Here is a 12,624-nt window from a genome sequence, read left to right as displayed (position 1 = left end):
GGCCGCCCGTGCGGCCGCGTCAGGGCAGACGACCGGCCTCCACCAGCCGGGCGAACCGCTTCAGCGCCTGCTTCAGGGCCAGCTTCGAGCCTGGCCACACCAGCGGCCACATCGCCCGACCCGCGGCGCCGCCGGGCAGGTGGAACCACTCGTGCCACACGACCTGGGTCCGGTCGCCGGTCATCGGGGTACAGCGCATCACCCCGGGACCGCGAAGGAGCCGCCCGAAGTGGACCACCCGCACCTCGTACGGCGGATCAAGTCGCAGAACGCGCATCTCGTCCCGCAACACCGCCGGACCGATGGCGGTGACCGCCTCCACGACGCTGCCCTCGCCGCCGTCGCCTGAGGTCAGCCGTACCTTGGTGAACGGAATCCACTCGGACTGCCGCTCCCAGGCCACGAACGCGTCATAGACCCGGGCGGCGGGGGCGCGCACGATCATCGTCGCGGTCACCTCGCCGGAGCCGGGACGGGAAACCTCGGTCAGGTCCCCGCTCATGTGCGGTCCTTCGCGCGGTCGTCAGACTGCCGCGGGGCCGGGTCAACCGCCCGCTCCCCTGCCTGGGACGGCCGCGGGGTCGACGGGGTCGGGGCCGCTGTCGCCAGGTCTGGTTGCGCGGTCGCCGGTGTCGGCCGCGCGGTCCCGTCCGAAGGCGGGTTGGACACGGCGACGTCGGGCTCCCCGGGCGGTCCGGACACGGCGATGTCGGCGTTCCCGGACGGCGCGACAGCCGGCGCGGCCGCGGGCGGGACAAGCTCAGACTCGGCGCCGGCGGGGCCGGCATCGGACGGCCCGTCGGGTTGGGTGGGCGCAGCGACATCTGCCTCGGCGCCCCCGGGCGCGTCGGCGGGCCGGTCCGGCGCCGCCGGCTGCGTCGAGTCCGAGGGCGGACCGGACGCGGCGGCCTCGGCGGCCTCGCGGGCCGTCCGCAGCGCGTCCGCCTCGTCGGCGCGTCCGGCGCGCAACGCCGTCACCTCCGCCTCAAGAACCGCTACCAGCTCGTTCTTGTACCCGATGTCATAGGCGGCCCGTGCCAACGCGGCATCGACCTGCGCCATCCGGTAACCCCGGGCGCCGGTGTCGAACCTCACCCGTGACACGTCCGCCTCCACCAGGGGACGGTCGGTGGGCAGCGGCAATGACCGACCGTCCGGTTCCACCTCGTCGAGACCGGGGTCGGAACCGGAGACCAGCGCCGCGACCGCGAACACGATCGCCCCCACCGTCAACGCGGCCACGAGCCCGAGCAGATACTGACCCATGCGCCTGATCGTGGCACGCCCGCGCGCTCGGGGCGACCGCGCCACCCACCCGAATGAGGAGAAGATCGAATGGGGCAGCCGCTGCGACTGGGCGTCCGAGTGTTCCAGCCGACCGATCTCGTGGTGATGGCGATCATCAATCGCACCCCCGACTCGTTCTACGACCGGGGCGCCACCTTCGCCGCCGACGCCGCGCTGCGCGCCGTCGACACGGCCGTCGCCGACGGCGCTGACATCATCGATATCGGCGGAGTCAAGGCGGGGCCCGGCGCCGCGGTCGACACAACTGAGGAGATCCGCCGGACGGTCGCCACGGTGGCCGCGGTCCGACAACGCTTCGCCGACATCGTCATCTCCATCGACACCTGGCGGGCCGAGGTGGCGCGGGAGGCCGTGGCGGCCGGCGCCGACCTGCTCAACGACACCTGGGCCGGTGCGGACCCGGAGCTGGCGCAGGTCGCTGCGGACACCGGGGCCGGGCTGGTGTGCTCACACGCCGGCGGACTGCAGCCGCGGACCAGGCCGCACCGGGCAGCGTTCACCGACGTCGTGTCCGACGTGCTGACGACCGTGACGGCCCTGGCGGACCGGGCGGTGGGCCTTGGCGCGCGGCGCGACGGCATCCTCATCGACCCGGCGCACGACTTCGGCAAGAACACCCGGCACTCGTTGGCGATCACCCGCCGGCTCGGCGAGCTGACGGCTACCGGGTGGCCGGTGCTGGTGGCGCTGTCGAACAAGGACTTCATCGGCGAGACGTTGGACCTGCCGGTGGACGAGCGGGTCACCGGAACGCTGGCGGCCACCGCGTTGTCGGCCTGGCTGGGCGCCCGGGTCTTCCGGGCGCACGAGGTGCGGCAGACCCGTCAGGCGTTGGATCTGGTGTCTGCGGTACGCGGCGACCGTCCGCCGGCGGTGTCCCGACGAGGGCTGGCCTGAGCGGCTCGCCGGGCTACTCCCAGCGCAGGACCTTCTTGCGCCAGGCGTACAGCAGACCCAGCGCCAGCACCGCGACGAAGATCGCCATCTCGACGACCGCGGTCGCGCCGAACTCCGGGCGGGCGAACACGACCGCCCAGGGGAACAGGAAGACGCTCTCGACCGCGAACAGGACATACAGGTACGCGTAGACGTAGTACCTGATGCGGGTCTGCGCCCACGGGCCCGGCGCCGCGTCCAGACCGCACTCGTACGGCTCGAAGCGCCCAGGCGAGGTCGCCGGCCGGGCCGGCCGTAACAGCCGGTTGAGGCCAAAGGCCGCCAGGAACAGGACCGTCCCGACGAGCAGCGCCAGCCCGAGCGTCGCGTAGGTGCCGAGATAGCTCACCGCCGCAGCCTATTACGCGCAACCACGCGCCCTGGGACGACGCCTGAACAGCGGACGACTCAGCCACGGGCCGCTCAGCCGGTAGCAGCTCAGCCACGGACCGCCATGAGCGGCAACGGGGCGGGCAGCGCGGGCCGGTGGCCACCGGGCGGGTCGAAGAGGGTCGGTGAGGCGTAGGGCTGGCGGTCGCCCATACAGACCAGGCCGGGCGGCGGGAGCGCGTCCGGACGTGGCACGGTGTCGGTGGCGCCGGTGACAAGGTAGTGGTCGATGGCGCGGGTGACGCAGCGGGACGTGCCGTAGGCGGTGTGGCCCCAGCTGTCACTGCCCAACATGCGACTGTTGGGCAGCAGCGTGGCGATGGCGACCGCGTTGGCGGGATGGGTCACCGGATCCCAGGTGTTCCCGACCACCAGCACCGGGCCGGCCGTCACCCGGTCGAACGGACCCCGGTAGGCGTCCTCGTCCTTGGCCTTCCAGACGCTCGTCGCGCACGGGCTGTCCATCCAGGACCACATTCGTCCGAAATGCCGAGCGCCCTTGTCGGCCGCGGCGGCCAGGGCCGGCCACGCCGTCGCCTTGGCGGCATGCCGACCGTCGGAGCACATGACGCCGAGCTGGGCTTCCTCGGTGTTGTCGTACGACGCCGCCGCCGCGGTCCTGGCCACGCCGAAGCCCAGACTGCCCGCCAGTTTGCCGATCGCGGCCAGGGCCTTCTTCTTGGCAGCGGCCGACGCCGAGGGGCTGGTGGCCGTCCATACCTCGGCGGCAAGGGTGGTGGCCAGCACCGGATCGTCGTAGAGGGCCGCGGTGGTCAACGCGATGTGCTCGTTGTACCGGTAGGTGAGTGACGTGGCCTTGCCGGTGGGAACCTTCAGCGGTTCCGCCGTGAGCCGTTTGGTGATCGTCTCGAAACTCGATGCCGGGGCGCCCGCCGCGGCGAACGGGCACCGTTCCTTCCCGGCCGCGGCGCAGCGCTTGAGCAGCTCAGCGAGGCCTCGCGCGGTGGCCTCGCCCGACCGGATGCGGTCGAACATCGGCCGGTCATTCGTCCCGGCCCACTGGCGGGCGTCCACCACACCATCGATGACCATGGTGCGGACCCGGTCGGGAAAGAGATTGGCGTACTGCTGGCCGAGCACCGAGCCGTAGCTGAATCCGAGATAGTTGAGCTTGTCGTCGCCGACCGCGCGGCGGAGCAGTTCGAGATCGCGCGCGACCTGCGCGGTCGACATCGCGCCGGCGAGGAGGCGGCCGGCGCCGGAGCAGTTCTTGGCGAGCAGGCCGGAATAGGCGACATGCCGCTGCTCCTGCGCCTTGGTGACCGGAAACGGGAACGCCGACTTCGCCCGGGTCTTGGCCTGGTCGTTGTTCGTGGCGTGGCAGCGGACGGCCTGGCTGGCGCCGACGCCGCGCGGGTCGAACCCGACGATGTCGAAGGTCGCGCGCAGCGCGGCGCTGGCGAAGGTGGTCGGCCGCGCCACCAGCGCGATTCCGGACCCGCCCGGACCGCCTGGGTTCACGAACAGGCTGGGGGAGCGTTTCCCGGCCGGCGCCGTCGCCCGCAGGCGGGCCAGCGCGATGGTGACCGTGGCGCCGTTCGGAGAGTTGTAGTCCAGCGGCAATGTGACCTTGGCACAGTCGAGACGGCCGCCATGACACGTGGCCCAGGCCGGGACCGGCGTCGGCACCCGGTCGACGCGGAGGGCCTCCTCGGGCGACGTCACGTCCGAGGCGACGGATCGGCCCAGTGTCGCGCCGGCGCCGGCGGCCCAGGCCCGCGCGGCGGCTTGCTCGGACTGGACACCGACGAGACCCACGCCGAGGACCCCGGCCAGTGCCATGGTCCCGAGCCGTGCGATCGGCGACATCTGTGCTCCCCCTGGTGGTGTGGACAAGGACGGTGGCGGCGGCTGGAGCCGCCGCCACCGCTACTCGATGGTGTTCAGCGGCCGATCAGCGACCGGCGTTGGCCAGCCACGGGTTGGCGACCGGCGGCATGATCTGCTTCCGGCTCTTGAGGATGCGCACGACCGTCTCCGGGGTGAGCGGGCCCGCCACGGTGGCGCGGGCGCCGGCCGAGGAGGAGTTGGTCACGAACGGCTGGACGTCGCCGAGGCAGGCCTTGGCCGCCGGTTCCGTCAGCGCGAGGAGGTAGGCGTCGACCCTGCCGGTCACGCAGGCCGACGATCCGTAGGCGGTGTGACCCCAGCTCTGGCTCTTGACCAGGTAGGCGCCCGGGCTGAGGGCGGCCGAGTCGAGGGCCTCCCAGTAGTAGGTGGCCGGGTCGTAGGTGTTGCCGACGAACATCATCGGGGACGCGGTCCTGACGTTGAACGGGCCGCGGTAGGCGTCGTCGTCCTGGGCGGTCCAGGTCGACTGGGCGCACGGGGCGCTGTACCACATCCACGCCGGACCGAAGTTGGGCGCCCGCTTGTCGGCCAGCTGCGCCTCGGCCGGGTAGTCCTCCAGTCGCGGCAGGTTCGTGGTGTCGCTGCAGACGACCGAGAGGCCGGACTCAAGGCCGTTGTTGTAGGGGAAGCCCGCCATGCCGGCCCGCTTCGGCGCGAATCGCTGCCGCAGGGCGGACCGGTCGACATCGGCGGTCTTCTTGGTGACGGCCTTGTACAGCAGGTTGGTGATGTCGATCACGGCTTCCCAGCCGGCCGGGTCGTACATCGCGCCCAACACGGTCCCGACGGCCATGGCGTAGGTGACGGTGAGCTTTTCGCCTCCGTCGTCGATGACGACCGGCTTCTTCTTGAGGTCGGTCATGACGCGGTCCCATTTGGCCTGCGCGGTGGCGCCGAGGACGCACTTCTTCTTGGCGTCCTTGCAACGCTTCATGATCTCGTTGAGCGCCTTGACCGCGCCCAGGCCGGAACGGATCCGGGAGTCCAGCTCGCTGGGCCTGGCCGGGTCGCCGACCCAGTTGACCGGGTTGAGGACGCCGTCGTTGACGATGGCGCGCACGCGGTCCGGGAACATGTTGCCGTAGTACTGGCCGAGCGCCGTACCGTAGCTGAAGCCCAGATAGGTAAGCTTCTCGTCACCGACGGCCCGGCGCATCAGGTCCATGTCGCGGGCGACCTCGGCGGTGGAGACCTTCCGGGTGAGCGGGGCCCCGGTGGTGTCGCACGCCTTGCCGAGACTGCGGGAGCTGGCGAAGAACGCGCTTGTCTCGGCCGGACTTATCGGGAACGGCTCCTTGAAGCCGTCGAAGGCGGCACGCTGCTCACCCGGCGAGGAGTAGCAGCGGACCTGGTCGCTGAAGTTGACGCCACGCGGGTCGATGCCGACGACGTCGAAGCTCTGGAGGACCTTCGGGCTGAGGAAGGCGGGGGCGATCGCGGCCAACATGGTGCCCGCCCCGCCCGGACCGCCCGGGTTCACGAACAGGGTGCCCTTGCGCTGGGCCGGGCTTCCGGTGGCCTTGAGCCGTAGGACCGCCAGCTCGGTGGTGGGCCCGGTCGGGTCGTCGTAGTCGAGGGGGACCTTCACCGTGGCGCACTGCGGGATGATCGGCGAGGACTGGAAGTCCTCGCAGTCGTACCAGGACAGCCTCGGGGTGGGGACCTTGTCCACCTTGACCTGTTCGGGGGCGGACGAGTGGCGGGCTGCGCCGGGGGCGGAGTAGGCGGCGGCGCCGGTGGTCAACAGACCAATGGCGACAGTTCCTGCGATGCCGACACGCAGAGATCGGGCAATCAGCGACATGCACTGGCCTTTCGGTGGGGGTGAACGTGCTGAAGCGCGCGGATTTCCGTCGCGCCGCCATATCTCTATCACCGTCGCGCACCCGTGGGGGCCCGTAGAACCCCACCAGTCGGGCGCTGGAATGCAGAGAAGGTCATAAATCTCCACACCAAACGCCATCAACCAACCATAGTGTCTGGTCGATGTGGCGCAGGTCTCCCCTTCTGACCGAGCGCCAGAGCGCGACCACACCACGCCACCGGGTGGCAGCTCGGCGTGAATGGCACCCGAAGTGACGAAAGTGCCGCTTTCTACCCGAAGGGGCGGCTCCGGCGTCGTCGATGTGGCCCAGTTCTCTTCGGCGGCCCCACGCCCCACCCACCCCGTAGCCGCCACCCCACCCGACGTAGGCTTGCCTTAGCCACACGTCGCGTCGGAAAGGTCGGCACAGGTGACCGAGCAAAAGGAGTCCGGGCAGCTCACGCCAGGCCTACGGGACGAGCCAGGCCCGCTGGGCGGGCCAGGTCAGTCGGCCGCGACCCCACTCGATCCGGACGGACCGGCCAAACGGGTCGAGCGTCTCGATCGCGTGATCATCCGGTTCGCTGGCGACTCCGGCGACGGCATGCAGCTCACCGGCGACCGGTTCACCTCCGAAACCGCGCAGCTGGGCAACGACATCTCCACGCTGCCGAACTTCCCCGCAGAGATCCGGGCGCCCGCCGGCACCCTGCCGGGCGTCTCCAGCTTCCAGGTGCACTTCGCCGACTACGACATCCTCACCCCCGGCGACTCCCCGAACGTCCTCGTCGCGATGAACCCCGCCGCGCTGAAGGCCAACGTCGGCGACCTGCCCGCCGGGGCGACAGTCATCGTCAACACCGACGAGTTCACCCCACGCAACCTCAAGAAGGTCGGCTACGCCGCCAACCCGCTGGAGGACGGCTCGCTCGACGCCTACGCCGTGCACCCGGTGGCGCTGGCCAGCATGACGATCGGCGCCCTGGCCGTACACGAGGTGTCCAAGAAGGACGCCGAACGGGCCAAGAACATGTTCGCCCTCGGCCTGCTCTCCTGGATGTACTCGCGGCCGTACGACTCTACGATGCGGTTCCTGGAGAAGAAGTTCGCCAAACGTCCGGATCTGGTCACCGCCAACGTGGCCGCGTTCAAGGCCGGCTGGAACTACGGCGAGACGGCCGAGGCGTTCGCCGTCCGGTACGAGATCGCCCCGGCCACGATGCCGGCCGGCGACTACCGCAACATCACCGGCAACGGGGCGCTGGCGCTGGGACTGGTCGCCGCGACGGTCCGCTCCGGGCTGCCGATGTTCCTCGGCGCGTACCCGATCACCCCGGCCTCGGACATCCTGCACGAGCTGAGCAAGCACAAGCGGTTCGGCATCGTCACCATGCAGGCCGAGGACGAGATCGCCGCGGTCGGCGCCGCCGTCGGCGCGTCCTACGGCGGCTCGCTCGGGGTCACCACCACATCAGGACCCGGCGTGGCGCTCAAGGGCGAGACGATCTCCCTGGCGATCATGCTCGAACTACCGTTGGTCGTCATCGACGTGCAGCGGGCCGGCCCGTCCACCGGGCTGCCGACCAAGACCGAACAGGCCGACCTCAACATGGCGCTGTTCGGCCGACACGGCGAGGCCCCGCTGGCGGTCATCGCCCCGCGCTCCCCCGCCGACTGCTTCGACGCGGCCATCGAGGCCGCCCGGATCGCCCTCACCTACCGCACCCCGGTGATGCTGCTGTCGGACAACTACGTCGCCAACGGCTCCGAGCCGTGGCGGCTGCCCGACGTCGCCGACCTGCCCGACCTGCGGGTCGACTTCGCCACCGGCCCGAACGAGGGCGAGAAGTTCCTGCCGTACCTGCGGGACCCGCAGACTCTGGCCCGGCCCTGGGCGGTGCCCGGCACCCCGGGCCTGGAGCACCGGATCGGCGGACTGGAGAAGGCCGACAGGACCGGCGACATCTCCTACGACCCGGCCAACCACGACCACATGGTTCGCATCCGGGCCGCCCGGATCGCGGCGATCCCGGTGCCGGACGTCGAGGTCGAGGACCCGGCCGGCGCGGCGCGCGTCCTGGTGCTCGGCTGGGGCTCCACCTACGGTCCGATCGGCGCGGCCTGCCGGACGCTGCGGCAACGTGGGCTCGACATCGCCCAGGCGCACCTGCGGCACCTGTCGCCGCTGCCGGCGAACCTCGGCGACGTGCTCGCCGGCTACGAACGGGTGGTCATCCCGGAAATGAACCTCGGGCAGCTCGCGCACGTCATCCGGGCCCGGTACCTGGTCGACGCGATCCCCTACAACCAGGTCCGCGGGCTGCCGTTCACCGCCGCCGAACTGGAGTCCATGTTGACGGGCGTCGTCTCCGGCGTTCTGCCGGAGACCTACCGGGAGGAGGTGGTCAACAATGGCTGAGATTCCGGTCAAGCTGACGCAGAAGGACTTCAAGTCCGACCAGGAGGTGCGCTGGTGCCCCGGCTGCGGGGACTACGCCATCCTCGCCGCGCTCCAGGGCTTCATGCCCGAGCTGGGCATTCCGCGGGAGCGGATCGTCTTCGTCTCCGGCATCGGCTGCTCGTCCCGGTTCCCGTACTACATGAACACCTACGGGATGCACTCGATCCACGGACGGGCCCCGGCGATCGCCACCGGGCTGTCGGTGTCGCGTCCGGACCTGGCAGTGTGGGTGGTCACCGGCGACGGCGACGCGCTGTCCATCGGCGGCAACCACCTCATCCACGCGCTGCGCCGCAACGTCAACCTCAAGATCCTGCTGTTCAACAACCGGATCTACGGACTCACCAAGGGCCAGTACTCGCCCACCTCCGAACTGGGCAAGATCACCAAGTCGACGCCGTCGGGCTCGACGGACTCCCCGTTCAACCCGGTGTCCCTGGCCCTGGGCGCCGAGGCGTCCTTCGTCGCCCGGACCATCGACTCCGACCGCAAGCACCTCCAGTCGGTGCTGCGGGCCGCCGCCGAGCACGAGGGCTCGGCGCTGGTGGAGATCTACCAGAACTGCAACATCTTCAACGACGGCGCCTTCGACCAGCTCAAGGACGCCGACACCCGGGATGACTACCTCATCCGGCTGGAGCACGGACAGCCGCTCACCTTCGGCCACGAGGGTCAGTGGTGTGTGGCCCGCACCGCCGGCGGTTTCGGGTTGGAGGTACGGCCGACCGAGGCCGTCGCCGCCACCGACATCGTCACCCACGATGTCACGATCGCCGACCCGTCGTACGCGTTCGCGCTGTCCCGGCTCCCGCAGCCGGACCTGCGGAACACCCCGATCGGCGTGTTCCGGTCCGCGGCCCGGCCCACCTACGACCGGCTCGTCACCGAGCAGATCGACCATGCGGTCACCGGCCGGAACGCGACCCCGGAGGACGAGTTGGCGGCGCTGCTGCGCAGCGGCGACACCTGGACAATCAACTAGCGCCGCGACGGCGGAGCGGGGCGCGACAGCCGGGCGGGGCGTCAGCCGTGGCTGGCGTCCACGAGTTCGCACACCGCGCGGCGCGGCGCCCCCGGAACGTCCCTGGGTGACGCCACCACCAGCACCGGTCCGCGTTGGCTGGCCGGGAACGCCAGCGAGGCGGTGGCGCCCTGCCCGGAGACGGCGAGTGGGACGGACCGCCCGTCCAGAACCGACGCCGCGCGGAACTCCACCTCGTCGGCGGAGAGCGGCCGGACCCGGGGCGGCAGCGCCCGCCGCAGCGCCGGTCCCAGCGCCGCCGCGAACCGTGTGCCAGGGCCGCCCCGACGCTCCGGGCCTGACGAAGGACCGCCGCCACTGGACGAGGCCGCCGCGCCAGCTGATGGACCGGACCAACGCAGCGGCTCGCCACAGCGCACCCGGATCACGGGTAGGGCGCCGTCGGCCTCGTTCACCACCAGACTGGGGCTGTGCGCCATCCCTGGATGGTCGCCGGAGGCGCCCGCGGTCAGGAGCAGGCCGCCCGAGCTGACCAGCCCCGACCACTCGGCGGTGCGCCGGTCGACCGCCCCGCTGAGCGTGGGGGCGGCCACCGGCATCGCCGCGAAGTCGATGCGATCGACGCGGACCCCCACCGGTCCGGCCGGTGCGAACCCGGCGGCGTCCGCCCTCGGCAGCCGGGCGGCGCCGTCCAGGATCTCGATGAGCAGCAGGCCGCCGTCAGGCAGGTCCCGGGCGGGCACGGTGAACGAGACCCTGGCCCGGACGCCGTCCCCGCCGCCGTCGGGACGGTCGGCCGCCAACAACACCGCCTGCCGGGGCGTCCCCTGGCTGAGGACCAGCAGCAACCGAGGACGGGCGAGGGATGACCCGCGACGTCGGTGTTCGGCGCTGATCTCCAGCCGCAGATCGACGGTGACGTGCACCGGGGCCCCGTAGGCGTGCACCCGGACGCCGACCAGGCTGGCCGCGGCCGCGCACCGGCCAACCGACCGACGGCCGCGGGTCAGCTGGTCGACCAGCCGCACCTGGGGCGCCAGTCCGCTGACGACGCATCCGGGCACGCCCATCGGCGCCAGCGCGTCGTCCTCGCCGAACCAGGCGCCGGCGGTCAGCGCCGGGTAGTCGTGGCTCACCACACCGCTCCCGCCCGGGGTTCTCACTCGTGCGCCGCCGCGGCGGCGCGGCTGGATCGGGTCTGCGGCACCATGCCGACGCCGACGACCGTCGGCGCGGCGTCGGAACGCGGGGAGCGGTCAACCTCGACGGCGACATCAGCCCTGGTCAGCAGCGGCGCCCGGGTCCGCCAGAGGCGTTCCACGGCGGCGAAGACCGGGTCGCCGTCCGGGTCGACGTGACGCAGGTAGGCGCCCAGCGGACGCAGCAGATGCTCGGCCGGCCACGCCGCCCAGGTCGGGACCAGCGGCCCGGCGACGTCCGCGCCGGCGCGGTCCAGCCACAGCCACAGCCGGGCCCGCTCGATCTGCTCGCCCGTCATGGGCGGACGGTCCGCCGCCAGCTCCGCGACGGCCGCGACCAGCGCGCGCCGGTGCTGATCCGGGTCGGTGACGACCGGCCCGAGGCCGCAGTCGCTCCACGGCGACCATCCGGCCTGGACCACCGGCAGCCCGTAGGCGACGAACTCCACCGCGACCGGGTCGTGGAGGGTGACGCCCAGATCGGCCAGACTGAGCAGGGCGTTGCGGCTGAACGCCGCGGCGGGCCGGAACGCCAGGTGGGTGTGGCCGGCGCACTCGCGGGCCGTTGCCGCGAACCGGTCCTCAGGCCGGGCGGTGGTCGGCGGGGCCGCCGGGGGCGCCGGGTCAGGGGCGTCCAGGAACAGCCAGTTGATCTCTCGGGCGGAGCGGGCGACGGCGACCGTCGCGTCCAGCCACGCGTCACCGTCGGGGAACGCCGCCGCGCGGGCGTCGACCGGGTCCTGCGCACGGTGCCGGAACACCACCGCGACCGGTCGGTTCGGGTCGAAGCCGAGCCGGCGGGCCACATGCTGCCGGACCTGGCGGCGTTGGGTGGGGTTCTCGATCTCGACGGCGGCGTTCGGGCCGGTGCGGGCGTCCGTCGGACGGCCACGGCCCGCCCGGTCCCGGGCCAGCACCCGACGGACGCCCCGCCGCCAATGCTCCCGGCGCGGCCACACCTGGGCGCCGAAGAACTCCCCGATCAGCGGGGTGAGCGCCGCGCCGAACGTCGGCGCGCCGTGGTCCTGCTCGGGGAAGAGCGCGTAGGCGCGGAGCGCCCCGCCGGCCAGCGGCTGAATGACCGGCACCCCCGCCCGGCGGGCCTCCAGCACCGCGGCGCCCCACTCGTCGTAGTCGACCTCGCTGGTGACCAGCGCGACCGGCGCCCGTTCGGCGATCAGCTCGGCGTAGAACCTGGACAGGACCCGGATGCGGGCATGCAGTCGTCGGTAGTCCTGGTTCCGGCGGGCCGCCTCGGTCACGCTCGGCGCGCCGGTGATCCGACGGTAGGCGGCGTCAACGTCCGGGGCCAGCTCGTCGACGGTCGGCGTGGCGCGGGCCGTGGCCAGCTCGGCGAGGCGACGCTCGGCGAAGGCGTCCACATCGATGACTTCGTCGGCGGCGAACGCGGCGGCCAGCTCCATGACAGCGTCGAGGTCGTACGGCACGCCCCACGCCAGCGGCCAGCACGGCGCCGGATTCGCCAGCACCACCAGCCGGGCCGGCGTCAGTCGCCGCAGGGCGTTCGCGACGGTCAGGGTGCGCAGCAGCACCCTCAGGTCATGGTGACGGGCGTCGGCCAGGACGCACGCTCCGGGGTCCGTCGGGCGCGTCTCGGACCGCCAGAAGGCCCCCGCGTCCGCGAGAAACCGCTGGTAAGTCACCTGATCAA

At 72.0% G+C, this 12,624-nt stretch carries 9 protein-coding genes and 1 pseudogene; 3 read left to right on the top strand and 7 right to left on the bottom strand.

Going from position 1 to position 12,624, the window contains the following annotated elements:
• Positions 1 to 19: 19 nt before the first annotated feature.
• Both ABD287_RS09250 and ABD287_RS18530 read right to left on the bottom strand, forming a co-directional pair.
• The gene (locus tag ABD287_RS09250) at positions 20 to 502 is read right to left on the bottom strand and encodes an SRPBCC family protein (protein ID WP_344171235.1); all 483 of its coding nucleotides are present in this window, start codon (positions 500 to 502) and stop codon (positions 20 to 22) included.
• 182 nt (positions 503 to 684) lie between these two features.
• Positions 685 to 1,266: pseudogene (locus ABD287_RS18530) on the bottom strand (DivIVA domain-containing protein); the annotation flags it as partial.
• Positions 1,267 to 1,335: 69 nt separating this feature from the next.
• Between ABD287_RS18530 and folP the strand changes: the two are divergent.
• Entirely contained in the window at positions 1,336 to 2,205 is an 870-nt protein-coding gene (gene folP, locus ABD287_RS09240; protein ID WP_344171233.1) for a dihydropteroate synthase, read from the top strand.
• A 13-nt stretch (positions 2,206 to 2,218) separates the two neighbouring features.
• On the opposite strand, the gene ABD287_RS09235 is transcribed toward folP, so the two are convergent.
• From ABD287_RS09235 to ABD287_RS09225, 3 genes are all read right to left on the bottom strand, one after another.
• Complete coding sequence (locus ABD287_RS09235; RefSeq protein WP_344171231.1) at positions 2,219 to 2,593, bottom strand: NADH-quinone oxidoreductase subunit A; 375 nt, start codon at positions 2,591 to 2,593, stop codon at positions 2,219 to 2,221.
• Positions 2,594 to 2,682: 89 nt separating this feature from the next.
• Entirely contained in the window at positions 2,683 to 4,464 is a 1,782-nt protein-coding gene (locus ABD287_RS09230) for an alpha/beta hydrolase (protein WP_344171229.1), read from the bottom strand.
• A gap of 85 nt (positions 4,465 to 4,549) precedes the next feature.
• Entirely contained in the window at positions 4,550 to 6,310 is a 1,761-nt protein-coding gene (locus ABD287_RS09225; protein WP_344171227.1) for an alpha/beta fold hydrolase, read from the bottom strand.
• Between the two features lie 490 nt (positions 6,311 to 6,800).
• Between ABD287_RS09225 and ABD287_RS09220 the strand changes: the two genes are divergently transcribed.
• Together ABD287_RS09220 and ABD287_RS09215 are read left to right on the top strand one after the other, a co-directional pair.
• Positions 6,801 to 8,729: a 2-oxoacid:acceptor oxidoreductase subunit alpha gene (locus ABD287_RS09220; protein ID WP_344171369.1), complete on the top strand. Its 1,929-nt coding sequence runs from the start codon at positions 6,801 to 6,803 to the stop codon at positions 8,727 to 8,729.
• Complete coding sequence (locus ABD287_RS09215) at positions 8,722 to 9,753, top strand: 2-oxoacid:ferredoxin oxidoreductase subunit beta (protein ID WP_344171225.1); 1,032 nt, start codon at positions 8,722 to 8,724, stop codon at positions 9,751 to 9,753. Before ABD287_RS09220 ends, ABD287_RS09215 begins: the two co-directional genes overlap by 8 nt.
• 41 nt (positions 9,754 to 9,794) lie before the next feature.
• Here the strand turns inward: ABD287_RS09215 and ABD287_RS09210 are convergent, their stop codons facing one another.
• Together ABD287_RS09210 and ABD287_RS09205 are read right to left on the bottom strand one after the other, a co-directional pair.
• A complete protein-coding gene (locus ABD287_RS09210; protein ID WP_344171223.1) occupies positions 9,795 to 10,889 on the bottom strand; it encodes a hypothetical protein in 1,095 nt (364 codons plus the stop codon).
• Between the two features lie 23 nt (positions 10,890 to 10,912).
• Complete coding sequence (locus ABD287_RS09205) at positions 10,913 to 12,616, bottom strand: hypothetical protein (protein WP_344171221.1); 1,704 nt, start codon at positions 12,614 to 12,616, stop codon at positions 10,913 to 10,915.
• Positions 12,617 to 12,624: the final 8 nt, after the last annotated feature.

Origin of the sequence: Pilimelia columellifera subsp. columellifera, from assembly GCF_039532605.1 — a bacterium.
GTDB classification, from domain to species: domain Bacteria; phylum Actinomycetota; class Actinomycetes; order Mycobacteriales; family Micromonosporaceae; genus Pilimelia; species Pilimelia columellifera.
Note: the sequence above shows the minus strand (reverse complement) of the source record. Positions and strands in the feature narration are given on the sequence as shown.

Excerpts from the sequence above, each read along its gene's own strand:
- ABD287_RS09215 (WP_344171225.1), top strand. The coding sequence starts at position 8,722 with ATGGCTGAGATTCCGGTCAAGCTGACGCAGAAGGACTTCAAGTCCGAC.
- ABD287_RS09250 (WP_344171235.1), bottom strand. The coding sequence starts at position 502 with ATGAGCGGGGACCTGACCGAGGTTTCCCGTCCCGGCTCCGGCGAGGTG.
- ABD287_RS09230 (WP_344171229.1), bottom strand. The coding sequence starts at position 4,464 with ATGTCGCCGATCGCACGGCTCGGGACCATGGCACTGGCCGGGGTCCTC.
- ABD287_RS09225 (WP_344171227.1), bottom strand. The coding sequence starts at position 6,310 with ATGTCGCTGATTGCCCGATCTCTGCGTGTCGGCATCGCAGGAACTGTC.
- folP (WP_344171233.1), top strand. The coding sequence starts at position 1,336 with ATGGGGCAGCCGCTGCGACTGGGCGTCCGAGTGTTCCAGCCGACCGAT.